Origin of the sequence: Pseudomonas sp., from assembly GCF_050739935.1 — a bacterium.
Lineage (GTDB): Bacteria > Pseudomonadota > Gammaproteobacteria > Pseudomonadales > Pseudomonadaceae > Aquipseudomonas.
Window position 1 is genome coordinate 1 of record NZ_JBOICF010000025.1, and the last position, 16,637, is coordinate 16,637.

The 16,637-nt window shown below is 57.2% G+C and carries 13 protein-coding genes; all 13 read left to right on the forward strand.

Annotated features, from left to right (window positions below; translation table 11 throughout):
• The coding region (locus ACRER8_RS04345; RefSeq protein ID WP_431745123.1) for a DUF2931 family protein at nucleotides 1-552 on the forward strand (552 nt) is incomplete at its 5' end.
• A 295-nt stretch (nucleotides 553-847) separates the two neighbouring features.
• Nucleotides 848-1,231 (forward strand): DUF2388 domain-containing protein, encoded by a 384-nt coding sequence (locus tag ACRER8_RS04350; RefSeq protein WP_431745124.1) that lies wholly within the window; start codon nucleotides 848-850, stop codon nucleotides 1,229-1,231.
• A 300-nt stretch (nucleotides 1,232-1,531) separates the two neighbouring features.
• The gene (locus tag ACRER8_RS04355) at nucleotides 1,532-1,795 is read left to right on the forward strand and encodes a PAAR domain-containing protein (RefSeq protein WP_431745125.1); all 264 of its coding nucleotides are present in this window, start codon (nucleotides 1,532-1,534) and stop codon (nucleotides 1,793-1,795) included.
• 3 nt (nucleotides 1,796-1,798) lie between these two features.
• A complete protein-coding gene (locus ACRER8_RS04360; RefSeq protein WP_431745126.1) occupies nucleotides 1,799-3,067 on the forward strand; it encodes a hypothetical protein in 1,269 nt (422 codons plus the stop codon).
• Nucleotides 3,024-5,072, forward strand: a complete 2,049-nt coding sequence (locus tag ACRER8_RS04365; protein ID WP_431745127.1) for a lipase family protein — start codon at nucleotides 3,024-3,026, stop codon at nucleotides 5,070-5,072. The genes ACRER8_RS04360 and ACRER8_RS04365 overlap by 44 nt, the downstream gene beginning before the upstream one ends.
• 125 nt (nucleotides 5,073-5,197) lie before the next feature.
• Nucleotides 5,198-5,869, forward strand: coding sequence for a hypothetical protein (locus tag ACRER8_RS04370; protein WP_431745128.1), 672 nt, complete (start codon nucleotides 5,198-5,200; stop codon nucleotides 5,867-5,869).
• A 186-nt stretch (nucleotides 5,870-6,055) separates the two neighbouring features.
• Nucleotides 6,056-6,958, forward strand: a complete 903-nt coding sequence (locus ACRER8_RS04375; protein WP_431745129.1) for a hypothetical protein — start codon at nucleotides 6,056-6,058, stop codon at nucleotides 6,956-6,958.
• A 199-nt stretch (nucleotides 6,959-7,157) separates the two neighbouring features.
• Nucleotides 7,158-7,778, forward strand: coding sequence for a hypothetical protein (locus ACRER8_RS04380; RefSeq protein ID WP_431745130.1), 621 nt, complete (start codon nucleotides 7,158-7,160; stop codon nucleotides 7,776-7,778).
• A gap of 537 nt (nucleotides 7,779-8,315) precedes the next feature.
• A complete protein-coding gene (locus ACRER8_RS04385; RefSeq protein ID WP_431745131.1) occupies nucleotides 8,316-11,681 on the forward strand; it encodes an ImcF-related family protein in 3,366 nt (1,121 codons plus the stop codon).
• Nucleotides 11,678-13,264: a type VI secretion system protein TssA gene (gene tssA / locus ACRER8_RS04390; protein ID WP_431745132.1), complete on the forward strand. Its 1,587-nt coding sequence runs from the start codon at nucleotides 11,678-11,680 to the stop codon at nucleotides 13,262-13,264. Before ACRER8_RS04385 ends, tssA begins: the two co-directional genes overlap by 4 nt.
• 25 nt (nucleotides 13,265-13,289) lie before the next feature.
• Nucleotides 13,290-15,059, forward strand: coding sequence for a type VI secretion system baseplate subunit TssF (gene tssF / locus ACRER8_RS04395; RefSeq protein ID WP_431745133.1), 1,770 nt, complete (start codon nucleotides 13,290-13,292; stop codon nucleotides 15,057-15,059).
• Entirely contained in the window at nucleotides 15,023-16,117 is a 1,095-nt protein-coding gene (gene tssG, locus ACRER8_RS04400; RefSeq protein WP_431745134.1) for a type VI secretion system baseplate subunit TssG, read from the forward strand. The genes tssF and tssG overlap by 37 nt, the downstream gene beginning before the upstream one ends.
• Nucleotides 16,098-16,634 (forward strand): type VI secretion system lipoprotein TssJ, encoded by a 537-nt coding sequence (gene tssJ / locus ACRER8_RS04405; protein WP_431745135.1) that lies wholly within the window; start codon nucleotides 16,098-16,100, stop codon nucleotides 16,632-16,634. Before tssG ends, tssJ begins: the two co-directional genes overlap by 20 nt.
• Nucleotides 16,635-16,637: the final 3 nt, after the last annotated feature.

The window sequence follows — 16,637 nt, forward strand, 5'->3', positions numbered from 1 at the left end:
CCTTACGACAGTTGGTACGTCGGGTTGGCAGCGCCTCGGCATATGGAAGTCTGGGTCGAGCGCGTGGACGTGCTCGACCAACGCAAGATCGCTTTTTATAACGTCCATGGCGGCGTCGCTGGGTACACCCGCAAGCCGGAGGGTTGGCATAAAGGTGGGGGGGCATCGAAGCCGGTCAACAACGTCGACCTGCCGCTGGAAATCGTCGTGCGCTGGCAATCGCTGGTGGAGCCTCAAGCCTATTGGATCAACGTCCGGATCCCGCAGTGGGTGCGCGATGAGATGGTGAAGCCGGAGCGGGTTTTCTGTCGAGGCTCGAAGGAGTGGGTGGACGACTATCGCATGATGATCACCCTGGGTATGGCGCCCGGCGGAATTGTAAAAGCGTGGCTGGGCGGCCCTTGTCTGGAATTCAAGGAAATCGGGCGCTTCCAGGCCAACGTCGAACCCAAAGGGCCTTATCAGGGAATGAGCATGGGTGAATACGTGCCGTTGGAGCCTGAAAACAAAGCCTATGTGGAAAAGCACGGTATTCCCTATGGCACTTGGTAAACGACGCAACGCCTACCCCAATCGTCCGCAAAAGGGGTATCCACAATGAAGCACCCGATCTTGCTTGGCCTGTTGTTGAGCCTCGTAGCCTGCGTCAGCGATTCAAATCACCCCCCGCGCCCCAGGCCGCCTTACGACAGTGGGTACGTCGGGTTGGCAGCGCCTCGGCATATGGAAGTCTGTGGTAACGAAGTTTGATCTAAAGATGCTGTGATGTTTGATGTAAAGAACGGTGATGCTTACAACTTAATGTTTGGAGCGCGTGCCACTAATCTGACTGGCGAGGAATTTTTATATGCCGAATAAGCAATGTTGTGACGTTTCTGATGGGAAAGTATTTACCTGCGTGCGAAGCGTATTTTGGGGAGGACGGGTTTGGTTGGTCATGATGGTCTCGATACCTTCTGCTTTTGGTTTTGAAGGCAGCGGTCTTTTGACCTCATACGGCACGATGGGATCAGCCGCTACGATCGCGGAATCCTTTGAAGATACAACAGAATTTACGCGCTCAAAAAACAGAGTTCATATGCCCGAGGTGAAGGACGACGTCATTGCTTTCGTCGCAAGTGAGGGAGAAATTCGCGGGCCTTATTTGGAGATGGCACTGTCCGATATTCGACGAGCTGAACCCCACTTGAGTGAAGAGCAAATTGTCCAGCGATTGCTGAGCATTATTTGATATGGGGTGCCGAGCCGATACATACGTTCAAAGTTTAGGTGCGCAATATACAACGCGCCTGACGCGATGCCGCACGGATTAACCAGGTGTTATCAATTCGATGCTTTCTCTTACGGTCCAACTGCAATCTGCGTAGGAATCGGATGACAACTAAACAGGAAACAGACGTTCATCATTGCTGACACTATGGAGAGTAAATTGACCCGGCAACGGTATTACTAACAGGGACATAAACACCACAGAGTCGTCGATACTTAACATCGCATCGACTCGTCTATCACATTCATAGGCGTAAACACCATGTCGGAAGCGTTCGTTCTACTGGGCGACCCCACCACCCATGGCGGTGTCGTTATATCCGCCTCCTCCACTCATACGGTGGCGGGCAAAACCGTCGCTTTAGTCGGTGATCTGGTGGCGTGTCCGCTGCCGGGCCATGGGGTCAATCCTATCGTTCAGGGATGCCAGGGCTGGGAGGAGGGGCGTGCGCTGGTGGTCAACGGATGTCTTGCCGCGTGTGGTTGTCTGGTCATGGCCACGACCAGCGAATGCTCATCGGACTGAGCCATGGCCTGGAATCGTCAGGCCCCTGAGCTGGGGGTCAAGCCTTTACCGCCGTCGATTTCACGTTGGGCGATCGTGTTACTGGGCGCGCTGTTCGCGGGTGTCCTGCTGTTCCTGCTGTACGCCGCATTCGCTCCATTACAGAGGGTGAATGTATGGCTGTTGTGTGCAATGCCTGCGCTGACCGCCGTATTGGCTCTTGCAGCACGCGCTTATAAGTATGGCGGGGCGTTGGGGCGGTTCGAATATCAGCAAGCCATGGCCGTTCATGCCCAGCAAGCGTGGCAGGCTTGGGGACAACAGGGCATGGCGGTACTTGCCAGTTGCCTGATGCTCCCCGATCAGGTGTCGGCTAGTGCCGTGATGCCGTCGGGTCAAGCGTTACCGTCCAGGATGGGCCAGGTCAGGCGTCTCGATAAATTACAGGGCACGGGCAACGCCCGAATGCATGCGGCGATCGAGCAATTGATGGACGCTTTGGATTCTCAACTGAGCGCGCTGTCGCCCGATCCGAATCTGAACGTAACGTTACTGACTGATGTCGCGCCCGATGAATACGCGGCTGTTCGCGAGCAGTGGGTCAGGAGCTGGGCGCGACTGAATACGCCGCTGCAACCCGCATCCATCACTGTCGCTGCAGCGTTGTCGCCGCAATGGATCGATGAACAGCTGAAAGTGGTGAGCACAGCGATCGAGCTGGTCGTGGTGCTGCAAATTAGCGGCGGCAGGGCGTACTCCGATGGCCTGGCGGCGTTAGTACTGAGCCCTAGAGCTCGGGCTGAAAAGCTAGGGGAGAAGCCCGAGCCCCTCTGGCTACGACCTATGCCATTGCAAGCTGAATCGCTGGAGCAAGAATTCGCCTTGTATGTGCGCACCCAAACCCCCGCCCGCGACGCGACTTCGTTGCTTGCAGATCGCGTCGACTGGCAGCCGCTGATGGTTCGACTGCTGGCGGCAGGCCACGACTCTTGCGCGCTGACCCCCAATGACCAGGTGATTCTCGAAACGCTCTGTGGACTACCCGGCCCGCTGGGGCATTGGCTGGCGTCGGTACTCGCCATTGAACTGGCGCGGCGTCGCGAGCAACCCCTGTTACTCCTCACCCTGGATGGGCCGCAGCGCTGGATCAGCACAATCACCCTCGGGCACCGGTATGAGGGCTTGAACTCATTGTTCGGTGTTCCCGACGGTTTAACGGATGACGGGATAGACAAATCCAAGGACAGACATGAACGACACACAGCATCGCACCGATACCGTTTGCATCTATAAGCCGGTCGTCATCGGGCCCCAAAAAAAACACTGGGTTGAATTCCAGCTGCTGGATGAACTGGGCGAACCATTGGCCAACTTGCCATGGCGGGCAATCAACGAGGCCGTGCGGGAAGGCTGTGTGCCGGAGTACTCCGGCGTGACCGATGCCGACGGCGTCATTCGCCTTGAAAATCTGTACCCCCTCGACGTGACCTTGCTGATGGCTGCCGATCCGTTGGCCAACGCACTGCAGCAACGGCGCCTACGCCCCGAAAGACCGGAACCTGAACGCCCCGCACCCGGCGAACGAACACCTGTCTACGGTCCAGTGCCTTCAGGTTTTTCACCCATCGAAAAACGTGCCCGCGCCGATGGTCATGTTTGGCACTACCTGCGCATCGGTCAGTTGTGTGACCGATTGCCCACCTTTGAACCCGCGCTGGACGCCCCGGAATCGCCGCCGCCGTACCATTTCCCCGACACGACCTACAGCGGCTTCACCGCACGTTATGAGGAACTGAATAGGCGGCATGTGCTGGAAGTCTGTCCACTGCGCGCCTGGTCGTTGATTCTTCATCACCAGACCGAATACAGCCTGACCAATGCTTATAACCTGGCGCTGATGAGCAATCTGGCCTACAGCAACGTTGCTGAAGATCTGTATGGGTCGGTCAAATACTTCTTTCATCAGCAATGTCTGGACTTGTCTCGAACGCCTCGTGTGTGGGATGGCGGAAATCAATGGCCCTGTGTGGTCAAAGATGTGCCGTTCGAAGAGCGTTATACCGTTGGTAACTTATTAGACACAACTACGGCTGAAGAGCCGCAAGGGGATACCCAGCTTTTTTATGCAGTAAGTTCTATACAAGTATTAGTCGCGTGGCGAGGCACGGAAATAAATGGGCTCACAGATTTGGTCGCCGACTTGACGTTCCGACCAGTCAAGTCCGAAAGCTCTTCGAATTGTCACTCCGGTGTAACTTGTCCTGAACTTATAAAAGAGGGAAAGGTGCATTCTGGGTTTCTTAAAGCTTTTGACCTGGCGCATGAAGTTTTCCCAGATCAATTTCTTGAGCTAGCAGAACTAGCTACAACAAGAAGCTTGTTTATTAGCGGCCACAGCTTAGGCGGAGCATTGGCGCTACTCTATGCCGCAAAACTTACGACCCGACAGCCGTTGACCTATACTTATGGTATGCCTCGAACTTTCACTATAAAAGCGATAAAAGCACTGGGCGATTTCACTCATTTTCGCCATGTCAACGAAACTGATACGATCCCAAGCGCGCCGTTCGAAGTAGATCTTGATAACCATCTTTACGAGCTTTACGGTCCCTTAGGTACTGTTTTGGGGCTGACATGGTCGATCGGTCAAACCGCAGTTGCACAGCTGGTCCAGTATGGGGATCCCTATTTTCATCACGGCGAAATCGCCATGTTCTATGAAGTGACTCAGCACACCAAGATTCACCCGCCAGTCTATCAGCCTCAAGGAGAAAAGTTCGGGCTGAGCCGACTATCCAACAACACTATCAACTCTAGACTACCTGTGAAGGCAAAGCTTCATATAGTTCCAACGTTGTCGCCGGTACTTGATACGAAGATTGAAACCGCGCACAGAAAGCTGATTGAGGGCCTCAACGAAGAAACCCGCGCCCGATATTTTCCACCTCACTGCAACTTGAAAACGGGCAGCATTCTGGGCATCGGCCATCATTCCATGCGGCACTACACCACACATCTCAGAGATAACTTGCTGGAAGCTTTGAATGGGTCCCGCGATCCGAAACTGCACGCCCAAGACACTCGGGAAGCGTTTACCGACCAGATGGCGCGCCATTCGCAGACTGCAATCGAGGAGGAGAGCACCCGTAACGAATTCTTCCTGGATTTGCATCTAAAGATCAAAAGTACGGTGGAAGTCACCTGGGAAGAAAAGGGTGGGCCAGAAGGTCTGGCCCGCTTCGATCAATTGGCGAGCAGGCAGGCTGTTTACAAAAAGTCCTATTACCAAAAAACGTAATTTTTAGGTTATTTATGTTTTCTATGAAATACAACAGGTGGGTCGGACTGATTGCTGGGTTTTTTACACTCACAGGGTGCGTGAAAGATAGGAGCTTTTCACCGCCTTTAGAAAGTGAGTACGTATTGGTAACAATCAAAGTGCCACAAGCTTTAGTGCCGAGCTTATTGACAGTGATGTATCGATCAGCGCTGTGCAAAAAATCGACATATGACGGAAATTTCATCCGGACCGATGTAGAGGGACACCATGCCATTACTGTTGAACCTAAACCCTACGATGACACCGGTTTGTATCAGATAAAGTTAGCAATGGATGGCGGGGGGGCATGCAAATGGAGGTTAAGCAACGTGACGCTTGGCGTTATATACAAGCAGCCAGAGGCGTTTGGGGAGGCGTTAAGTTTCGGAATGGGTGGAGGGGTGATCGTGGTCTTTGATCACAATAACGCCCAGCATGGCGGGTACGGAATAAAGGTAGACGGCGACTTATTCTTGGCTGAGGATTATTATCCATGGATCGATGAAGAGTTCGTCGGAGGTTATCGAAAGACAATAAATCTGGCGGGAAGGGCAAGAACTTACCTAACATATGTGGCTCCTCGTGCTCGCTCGGTGTATATCGCACCAAAATTGCATTCGGATTTCCTTCTAAGATCTCGCGCGCCCAAGACGAACCGCGATGGAGACTTCACTATTTATCACTATCCAGATGGATCCGTCTATTCGGACGGCAAATGGCATCCCAATTTCAGCCGACTGCAGTCTATTCGAAAGAAGGCAGATGCGGCGAAATAAAAACTAGCGTTTGTCCAGCAGACCCTTCCATGATTCGAAAGATAGATAGCTAGGCTTCACACTTAGCAGCCTCCCCAGGCTTTCACTTGCAGAAGTCAATTGTATAAAAGCAAAGAGGTAAGGCTTCGTAAGCGTTTACGCAATGATTACTTTAAAGTTACATCGCAAGTTAACAGGTACTGCTGAATGTTTTGGAAATATGAAGACGGGCCGGACGACGCGGCCGGATTCGATCAACCGGCGAGCAAGCAGACGGTCTACAAAACGCAACGCCCTGCTCGTAGTGAAAAGGGATCTTTTATGCTAGGTAGGAATAATAAACGCCTTGTTGGATTGCTTGCTGGATGCTGTGTGCTAACAGGGTGTGCGAAAGACAGAAGTTTCTCGCCGCCAGCAATGAACGAGTACGTTAATATTACTGTAAAAGTTCCGTCCAAAATGAAAGTGACACCTATGAAGGTTATGTATCGTTCGAATGTTTGCAAGCGGGCATCTCATGACGGTAATTTCAATCGGACCGAAGTCGACGGATATTACTCACTGACAGTGCAAGCCAAGCATAATGAAGATACAGATTTCTCTGAAGCGCAGCTAGCAAGGCAAGGCGGGGGTCAATGTGACTGGCGCTTAAGTAATGTCACGTTTGCAGTCGTCTATGAAAATCCTACCTTGTTCGGAGACGGTGTCACGACCGTTGGGGGAGGAGGTGGAGGGGCTGTTGTGATTTTTGATAACCATAATTCACCCCAGGGCGGGGCTGATTTTGTTAGACAGGGTGATCTGCTCATAAAAAAACATTATTACCCATGGGTTAGGGAGCATTTTTTGGGAGGGTATGGCAAAGATGTGAGGTTGTACGGAGGGGGTGGGTTATACCTAATGTATAGATCTCAATCCGCAAAGAAAGTCCACTTTGAACCCCTTGTTCACCAAGGCTTGGTTACCTATTCTGAGGGGCCCAAAGTGAAGAAAAAAGGAAATAATCCGGTGTTCACTTATCCAGATGGGCAGGTTATTGCTGACGGCAGAACGGAGCCGGATCTGCGGATATTGGAGGCCATCAGAGTCAAGGCAGCTTCAATTCACTAAACCGGCTTTTTGCGTAGTATGAACTAAGGGATATGCAGTGTTTCCGAGAGACCAAAGATGGGTCGTTGGACTGCTTTCAGGGTGCCTCGCGCTGACAGGCTGCGCGAAAGACAGAAGCTTTTCGCCGCCTGCGAAAAACGAATATGTGACGTTGACATTAAAGTTGCCAGAGGCGTTGGAAGCAGAACCGATACGGGTCATGTACCGTTCTGCGCTGTGCCAAAAGGCGACCTACGACGGAAACTTCATACGGACTGATGTGGACGGATATCATGGAATAAAAATGGCGCCTCAGCGCAAGGGTGAGGCAGATCTTTACGAGGTGAAGTTAGCGAAAAACGGCGGTGGCCAATGCAATTGGAAGTTGAGCAGTGTAATGTTCGACGTTGTTTATAAATACCCGAAAATTTATGGATCAGATACGCTAAAGGGAGGTGGAGGCGGAGTCATGATCGCTTTTGATCACAATAATCCTCCGCTGTCAGGGCCTAGCAGTACGACCAGAGGTGATTTGTTTATTAAAAAGGATTACTACCCATGGGTAGACGAGGGTTTTTTAGGAAGGTATTCAAAGACAATAAATTTGGCTGGCGTTTTTCCTCTGTATTTACATTATCGCGCGCCTAACGCGCGGGTAGTTCACTTTGAGCCAGTCCTCCACACTAAATTCTTGCTTCGCTCGATAGGCCCGAAAGTCAAAAAGGATGGAAACTATACCACTTGGATATACCCCGATGGCAGTGTTTACGCCGACGGTAAATGGCACCCGAACTTAAACCGCCTCAATGCTATCCGTTTAGCTGAGGAGGCGAAGCAATAGATATCTTGAACCTGTCTTGCGCGGTTCCGTTCCCGCTCCAATAAGAACTGCGCTCAGAGTCGCATTTGCCGGCTGACAGCGAAAACCGGAGTAGATGCGAAGTTTTTCTGAAGTTTTTTAAATAAGGCACGCGACCTGTCGGGCTGCTGTGTGGATTGAGGGCGCGCACAGGCAGTAAAGGATAGACGCTTTTTACCGGCTCTAGGAAATGTATGCATGACGCTGACGGTTACGGTGCTTTCAAGATGAGCGCACAACTTTGCGTAGGAAATCGACGACATATCGTTCAGAAACCACCACAGGTAAAACAGCGAGTTACAGCGTCGCTGGTGGCGTCATTAACGGTTTCATTGGCACTCGCCCTAAGCATCACCATGCCGTCGAGATTAAACCGGCCGATTGGCTACCGAGCCAACTAAGGGTCGGCCGGACAAGGTGTTTTCCATCGAACATTCCTACTACCGGCGTCAACCTGTATTGCTGCTCAATCGGGAAGGTGCAGCACCCGACCAGTACGATGACTACCAAGGAGTTGGTATGACTGTTTCAAGTCGCCGTTGGCGTTTTTTCAGCGCAATGGTGCTGTTCACCGCGATTGCGTGTGGCATCGCGTGGGGCATCTATCGGTATGGGCCGGGTGCCGGGCTCGCCGAGCGCTCTCATCAGGTGCTTACATTTCTTTTGGTGTTGATGATCCTGTTTATCGCGCTGGTGTTGCCCCGCGTGCTTACTCAGGTTCAACAGCGGCGTGATACGGCCCAGGCGCAGATCGATGGGGTGCTTCCGCAGCCCGATGCTTGTTACGTGTCAGGCGCTCATTCAGGTGATCGGATAAGGGCGATGTGTGCTGAATTGAAAGCTCGGCACGGCCCGTTCTGGCGCCGAAAATTCCGCCTGCTGCTGGTCTTCGGCGAGCCTGAGCAAATCAAAGCGTTGGCTCCGGATTTGACCGCTGAAAACCATTGGCTCGAAGGCCAGGGCGTGGTGCTGATCTGGGGCGGTAGTGTGCAGGGGCCGGTCGCTATCGAGCGGATCCAGAGATGGCGTCGACTCTGCCGTTACCGCTCCTTCGACGGCGTGGTCTGGGCCTTGAGCGAAGCTCAAAGTCTCGATGCCTCCATCATGACCCAATCGGTGCGCCATCTGCGCGCACTGGGCCGACAGTTGCACTGGCAGTTGCCGTTGCACGTGTGGCAGGTCGGGGAGGGAAAGTGGTCGCAGGCGGGGCGGACGACACAGCCGGTGGGGTGTGTGTTGCCGTCAGCGGCCACGGCGCTGGCGCTGACCGAGTCGTTGCAAGGGCTGCTGGCGCCGATGCGCGAGCGCGGCTGGTCGCAGATGCAGGAGCAGCTTCATCACGATTTTCTGCTGCGTTTGTCCCGCGATTTGCAGGTCGAAGGGATTGCGCGCTGGGGGCGGGCGTTGGCGCCGCTGTTTGGGCTTCGTGTGCCGGGGGTGACGCTCCGGGGGCTGTGGTTCAGCGATCCGGTGACGCAGTCGGCTAAAAAAGCTGGCGAGGCCTCGTCGTTCTGGATGACGGACCCTGCGTGGGGTGGCGTGTTGGAGGATCGGCCCGGCCCGGTGAGGCGGGTCGGATGGCCGCTGACACGCGTTGTTTACGCAGGTCTGCTGAGTCTGTCGGCGTTGTGGGGCTTGGGGTTGGCGGTGTCGTTCGTCAGTAATCGGACCCAGGTCATGGAGATCGAGCATCACCTCGCTGCGGTGCAACCTTCGGGCAATCGCGACGAACAGTTGCGCGCGCTGTACGAGTTGATGCGTGAGTTGCGTCGGCTGGATCAGCGTGCCTCGCAAGGTGAGTCCTGGCATTTGCGTCTGGGTCTGAGCCAGAACGGCGCTTTACGCGATGCGCTGTGGCCGCTGTATGTCGAGGCCAATCATCGGCTGATGCGCGACCCGGCGGCGGCGAATCTGGAACGGCAGCTGCGCGCCTTGACTGCGCTGCCACCGGGCAGTCAGGAGCGCAACGCGCGGGCGCAGACGGCATACGAGCAGTTGAAGGCCTATCTGATGATGGCGCGACCGGACAAGGTCGATGCGCCGTTTCTGGCAAAGACGCTGGAACACGCAGAGCCGCAGCGGGACGGGATCGGCGGCGGGGAGTGGCAAACCCTGTCACCTGCGCTGTGGCGGTTTTATGCCGAGCAGTTGAGCGCTCATCCCCAGTGGCGGATCGAACTTGATGCGCGTTTGCTCGCCGAAGCCCGGCAGGTGCTGATCGGCCAGTTGGGTCGACGCAATGGCGAGGCCAGTCTGTACCGTCAGGTGCTGGATACGGCGGCGCCGCATTATTCAGCGTTGGGTCTTCACGATCTGGTCGGCGAAACCGATGCTGCAACCCTGTTTGCCACTCAGGCCAGCGTGCCGGGGGTGTTCACTCGTCAAGCCTGGGAAGGCCATGTGCGTGGGGCCATCGACGACATCGCCGAGGCTCGCCGGGAAAAGATCGACTGGGTATTGAGCGACCGCGAGGGCGACATCGCCGCGGACCTGACCCCGGACAAGCTGCGCGAGCGCCTGACCGAGCGTTACTTTCAGGAGTACGGGAGCGCCTGGTTGAGTTTTCTCAACAGCCTGCGCTGGCAGCGCACCCGCAGCCTGGGCGAGGTCGTCGACCAGTTGACCCTGATGAGCGATGTGCGCCAGTCGCCGTTCATCGCGCTGATGAACAGTCTTGCCTGGCAGGGCCAGGCCGGCAGCCGTATGCAGGCGCTGGGCGAGTCGTTGCTCAAGTCGGCGGAGAAGCTGGTGGGTCGTGAGAAGACCGCGGTGATCGATCAGTCGCTGCCGGACACTCGTAGCCCGCTGGACACGACATTCGGCCCACTGCTGTCGCTGATGGGCAAACAGGCTGGCACCGGCGATGACCAACCCAGCCTGCAGGCGTACCTGACACGGGTGACGCGCTCGCGCCTGAAGTTGCAGCAGATTGGCAACGCCGCCGATCCGCAGGCGATGACCCAGGCCATGGCCCAGACGGTGTTTCAGGGCAAGGGCATTGATCTGACCGACACTCAGGCCTACGCGAGCTTGTTGGCTGCAAGCCTGGGTGCCGAATGGAACGCTGTCGGCCAGACCCTGTTCGTGCAGCCGCTGGAGCAAGCGTGGCAGCAGGTTCTGCAACCGTCGGCCGCGAGCATCAATCGCCAGTGGCAGCAGGCAATCGTCGATCACTGGAACGAGGCCTTCAGCGGTCGTTATCCGTTTGCCGCGACAGGCAGCGACGCTTCATTGTCGCTGCTCGGGCAACTGATCCGGGCCGACTCGGGGCGCATCGAGCAGTTTTTACAGCGCCAGCTCAACGGCGTGTTGCGCAAGGAGGGCAACCGCTGGGTCGTGGACCCGCAAAGCAGCCAGGGCCTGCAGGTCAATCCTGATTTTCTGGCGGCGATCAATCAACTCAGCCATCTGGCCGACGTGCTGTATACCGATGGTGGCATGGGCCTGAGCTTCGAATTGCAAGGCAAACCGGTACGCGACGTGGTGCAGACCACCTTCACCCTCAATGGCGAACGACACGCCTACTTCAACCAGAAGGAGAGCTGGCAACGCTTCGGCTGGCCTGGCATCAGTGCGCATCCGGGGGCCAGTCTGACCTGGACCAGCGTGCGCACAGGTGAACGGCTGTATGCCGACTTTCAGGGCACCTGGGGGCTGATTCGCTTGTTGGAGGAGGCCCAGGTCACGCCGCTCGATGATAACGACAGTCGCTTTCGCGTGGTCATTCAGGCCCCGGACGGTCTCGACTTGACCTGGTACTTGCGTACGGAATTGGGCGCCGGACCGATGAGCTTGCTGACCCTGCGCAACTTCAAACTGCCGGCGCAGGTGTTTGTCACGCAGACAGGCAAAAAGCGGCTGGCAATGAATGAGGACAATTCATGAGTCTGCAGACCTTGATCGAGCAATGCCTGGGCGAGCATGACGGCCTGGCCATGGCCCGAGTGCACGGGGAGCAATGGGCGACCTGGCTGGAGCCCATCAGCGCGCACGGTCATGTCGGCGAAGACCCTGGTTACGACGATGACTTCCAGCGCATGCGCGAGGAGGTCAACAAACTGTCCGGCGCGGACGCCGGGTGCGTGATTGAGCTGGCGCAGACGCTGCTCACGCAACGCTGCAAGGATCTGCGCGTGGCGTCCTACTATTTGTGGGCGCGCCTGCAGAGGGATGGCGAAGTCGGCCTCGGCGAAGGCTTGAGTCTGCTTGCCGCACTGGTCGAGCGCTACCCCAATACGCTGCTGCCGGCGCGGCCCGCCAGTCGCAAAATGGCGCTGGAGTGGTTGACCAGCGCCAAGGTGCTGGACAGCCTGGCGTTGTTTCCTGAAGTCGACAAAAACGAGGCGCAGCAGACGGTGGCTGCGCTGGTCTGGCTGGAGCACGGGCTGGCGGCCTGGCCACAGGAGCAGCGCCCGACGCTGGGTGCGCTGTATACCGCGCTTGCCTCCCGTTTGAAGCAGTCCGGTGGCGTGGACGCGCTGGTGCCGCAGCACAGCGTCGGCCACGAATCCGGTGCATCTGCGCAAGGGCAGGGTCGGGTGATCAAGTCCGGGCGCGAGTTGCTGGACACGGGGCGAAAACTGGTCACTTATCTCTGCGATCAACCCCAGGGTTGGCTGGCCGCCCACCGGCTGATGAAGAGCCTGCGTTGGGACACGGTGCATCAAGCGCCGTTGCTGGAAGCGAACGGCAGTACCCGCCTCGCGCCGCCGCGCAGCGATTATCGCGCTCATCTCAAACGCCTCTACGTGCAGCAGAACTGGACCGAGCTGCTGGAACAGACACAGCGGATTTTTTCGGAAGGGGTCAACCATTTCTGGTTCGATGTGCAATGGTACGTGCATCAGGCGCTGAGCAAGCAACCGGCACCCCAGGACAGTTGGGCGAACATTGTCGTGAGCGATCTGGGCGTGTTCCTTGAACGCCTGCCGGGGGTCGAGACATTGTGCTGGGCCGACGGATCGCCTTTCGCTGACCCAACGACCCGCGAATGGATTGACCGGCACGTCAGCGGGGGGCATTCTCAAGCGTGGCTGCCAGTGACCTCGGTCGCCGCCGCCGCGACCGACTCACAGATCTTCGCGCTGGAAGGCGAGGCACTGGCCCAGGCCGATAGCGCAGGAATCGAGCACGCGCTGCACTGGTTGATCCACCACCCCGACGCCCAACACAACGGCCGCCAACGCTGGCTGGTCCGCCTGCTGATGGCGCGCGTCGCCGAGCAATACGGCAAGCACGATCTGGCGTTTCATTTACTGAACGAACTGGAGGCCATTGCCCAACGGCAGGCGCTGGCCCACTGGGAGCCTGAACTCAGTTTCGAGGTCAAGGCCCGCTTACTCAAGGCGTTGCGTCTGAAAGTGCAACGCAACGACGTGGACAAGGTTGCCGTGTGCAAGCAGATGGAAACCACGCTGGCGGCGCTGGTGGCCATCGATCCGGTTCGCGCTGCAGTGCTGTGCGGTTGAAACTCACCTTAAAAGGATTTTGCAATTGAGCATGGACAATCTCACCCTGCATTACTTCGATGCGGAAATGCGCTATCTGCGCGAGGCGGGCAAGGAATTCGCCGAAGCCTATCCTGACCGCGCGGCCTATCTGAACATGGACAAACCCGGACCCCACGATCCTTTCGTGGAGCGACTGTTCGAAGGGTTCGCCTTCCTGATGGGGCGTTTGCGGGAAAAACTCGACGATGATTTGCCCGAGCTGACGGAGGGGCTGGTCAGCCTGCTGTGGCCGCATTATCTGCGCACCATCCCGTCTCTCTCCATCATCGAGCTGTCGCCGGTGCCAGGGAGGATGAAAGGCAACGAAACGGTACCCCGTGGATTCGAGGTGCTGACGCAGCCTGTTGGCGAGCGACAAACCCGTTGCCGCTACACCACCACTCAGGATCTGGTCTTGCGGCCACTGACCCTGATTTCGTTGCAGCATGGCAACGAACCGGACGGCCGTTCTTTGTTGCGACTGCGTTTCGAATGTGGCGCTTTGACCGATTGGAGTCAGACCGATCTGAGTCGGCTGCCTCTGTACCTGAACGCCGCGGCACCGCTGGCCAGTGCGCTGCATCAGGCGCTGACGCTCCACGCCCGGACCTTATATGTGCGCCTGCCCGGCCAGCCAGACCGATTCGCGCTGACGGCCCATTTTGCCGCCAGGGGCTTTGACGAAGAGGACCGATTGTGGCCCAAGGGCGACAGCGCTTTCAGCGGCTATCAGTTACTGCTGGAATATTTCGTATTCCGCGAAAAATTCATGTTCGTCACGCTCTGCGGTCTGGAGCAATTGGTGTTGCCGGCGGGCACTGCTTGGTTCGAGTTGGAAGTGGCGCTGGATGAGCCCTGGCCACATCAATTTCACCTGAGCGCCGAACATCTGCGTCTGCACGCGGTGCCCGTGATCAATCTGTTCAGCCTGGAGTGCGACCCGCTGACGCTGGACCCGTTGCAGACCGACTACCTGTTAAGGCCGATGCGTCTGCAGGACGGGCATACGGAAATCTACTCCGTGGACAGCGTTACGGCGTCCAAAGGTGCGCAGCGCAACGAATACGTACCCTTCAGCAGCTTTCGCCATAAGGGGGGCATGCTGCGGGACGAAGCGCCGGAGCGCTATTTTCATACGCGCTTGAAACGCGGCGTGAACGGCTTGCACGACACCTGGCTGATTCTGGGCGGGGAGGGATTCGATGACGATCAACTGCGCAAGGACGAGCGCCTGTCGTTACGTCTGACCGGAACCCATGGCCAGTTACCGCGCAAAGCGCTGCAAAGCACTTTGATCGACACGCTGGCAGACGCGTCGGTGGGCGGTTTGCGGGTGCGCAATCTTTGTGCCCCGACCCTGCCGTGCTATCCGCCAAATCGTGACCGATTCCACTGGCGTGTGCTCAGCCATCTGGGTTCCAACTTTCTGCCGATGCTCGACAGCGCCGAAGTGTTGCGCGGCACCTTGGCGCTGTATGACTGGACGGGCAGCGAACTGAATCGGCGTCGGCTCATGGCGATCGTCGATGTGCGTCATCACTTGATTCAACGCTTCGAGAAGGGCTTCCTGCTGCGCGGGGTGAACATCGAAGTCACCCTGGATGCGAACGGGTTCGCCGGGGAAGGTGACCTGCATCTGTTCGGCGAAATGCTCAACCGGTTTTTCTCGCTGTACGCCGACATCCACCTGTTCAACCAACTCACGTTGATTCTGCAACCGACCGGGAAATGCCTGCGATGGAACGAGAACCACAGTCATCGGATTCCGGGGTGAAGGCCGCGCAATTGCTGGGGTCGATCAAGGACCGCGTGGCAGAGGCCAACCTGTATCGGTTTTGCCAACTCATCGAGCAGGCAATGCCGCATCATCCGCCGCTCGGCAGCACCGCGCGGCCCGGCGATGACCCCGTACGATTCCGCCCCCATCCTGGCATGGGATTTCCCGCCGCCGAATTGAAAGCCATCGAGATCGATGACGTGCATCCGCAGCGCCCGGCGACGGTACGCACGCGCTTGCTCGGTCTGTACGGCGTCGACTCGCCGCTACCAACGACGCTCCTCGATGACATCACTCAAGGTCGGGAAGGTCACGAGGCGCTGGAAGCGTTTCTCGATCTGTTCAATCACCGGATATTCACCCAGTTCTACCGGATCTGGCGCAAGTACTCGTACCCGGCCACGTTCGAGGCCGCAGGCGCCGATGCGACATCCCAATGCCTGCTGGGTCTGATCGGGCTGGGCATTCCCGGGACCGCGAAACAGATCGCCACCCCTGTCTCCCGCTTCCTGGCCCTGCTTAGTGTGATGCGGTTGCCGACGCGCAATGCCGAAGGTATCACCGCGTTGGTCACGCTGCTGGCACCGGGGACGCGTACGCAGGTGACCCCCCATTGGCCCAAGGCTATTGCGCTGGCGAGGCCGGCGAGCCTGTCGAAAACCCATCCCGTGAGCCTTTCCCAAGGTGTGCCCTTGGGCCGGGTTGGCCATGACGCCAACAGCCAGCTTCTGATCGGCCTGTTTACCCTGGACCCTGACGAAGCCCACGGCTGGTTGCCGGGTGGTCGGTTGCACGCCGATCTGCTGGTGTTGCTGCGCGTTTATCTGGGCTGGCGTTGCACGGCCAAGCTCCAACTGTCGTTGCCGCTCAGCAGTCTGCCATCGCCCTGTTTGGGACAGCCATCGGTCTGGCTGGGGCAGACCGCCGCTTTGGGGCTGGACCCACAGGCGCAAACGTCGCGGCAACGGACGATCACCATCAATCTGGGCCGCTATGACGGCCTGCCTGTCAATTCGAAGACAAGAGAGAGCCAGCATGTCGCTTACCGTTTTTAACCCATTGATCACCTCGGCCATGATTCTGTCCTTGGCCGGCTGTGGGCTGATCCAGTCGGTGGGCGACACGACCTCGGACGCTGCCCATTCGATCTTTTACAAGCAGGTCAAAACCCTGCACCTGGACTTCACGGGCCGCGCCGGACTGAACACCGACGCCACGGACATGAATGCGCTGTCCGTGCCGACCCTGCTGCGGATTTACCAGACCACAGACGACCGGTCGATCCGCTTGGGCACCTATGAGCGACTGCTCGGCGACGACGAGGCGCTGCTGGGCGCGCAACTGCTGGATAAACAGACGGTGTTGATGAAGCCGGGGGAGGGGACGCAGCTCAATGTGCCACTCAAGCCTGGGACCCGGTTTGTCACCGTGATTGCGTTTGTCCGTACCCCGGATTTGCAGCGCGATACGTGGCGCCTGGTACTCGAACGCGATGACCTCGATCCTGATCGGCCCCGTGTCGTGGAGTTGGGCGATGAGCGCCTGCTCCTGCGTCCATTGACCGAGGCGTGATCG

Coding starts and splice junctions, on each gene's coding strand:
- ACRER8_RS04350 (WP_431745124.1), top strand. CDS start 848: ATGCCGAATAAGCAATGTTGTGACGTTTCTGATGGGAAAGTATTTACC.
- ACRER8_RS04355 (WP_431745125.1), top strand. CDS start 1,532: ATGTCGGAAGCGTTCGTTCTACTGGGCGACCCCACCACCCATGGCGGT.
- ACRER8_RS04360 (WP_431745126.1), top strand. CDS start 1,799: ATGGCCTGGAATCGTCAGGCCCCTGAGCTGGGGGTCAAGCCTTTACCG.
- ACRER8_RS04365 (WP_431745127.1), top strand. CDS start 3,024: ATGAACGACACACAGCATCGCACCGATACCGTTTGCATCTATAAGCCG.
- ACRER8_RS04375 (WP_431745129.1), top strand. CDS start 6,056: ATGTTTTGGAAATATGAAGACGGGCCGGACGACGCGGCCGGATTCGAT.
- ACRER8_RS04380 (WP_431745130.1), top strand. CDS start 7,158: ATGTACCGTTCTGCGCTGTGCCAAAAGGCGACCTACGACGGAAACTTC.
- ACRER8_RS04385 (WP_431745131.1), top strand. CDS start 8,316: ATGACTGTTTCAAGTCGCCGTTGGCGTTTTTTCAGCGCAATGGTGCTG.
- tssA (WP_431745132.1), top strand. CDS start 11,678: ATGAGTCTGCAGACCTTGATCGAGCAATGCCTGGGCGAGCATGACGGC.
- tssG (WP_431745134.1), top strand. CDS start 15,023: ATGGAACGAGAACCACAGTCATCGGATTCCGGGGTGAAGGCCGCGCAA.
- tssJ (WP_431745135.1), top strand. CDS start 16,098: ATGTCGCTTACCGTTTTTAACCCATTGATCACCTCGGCCATGATTCTG.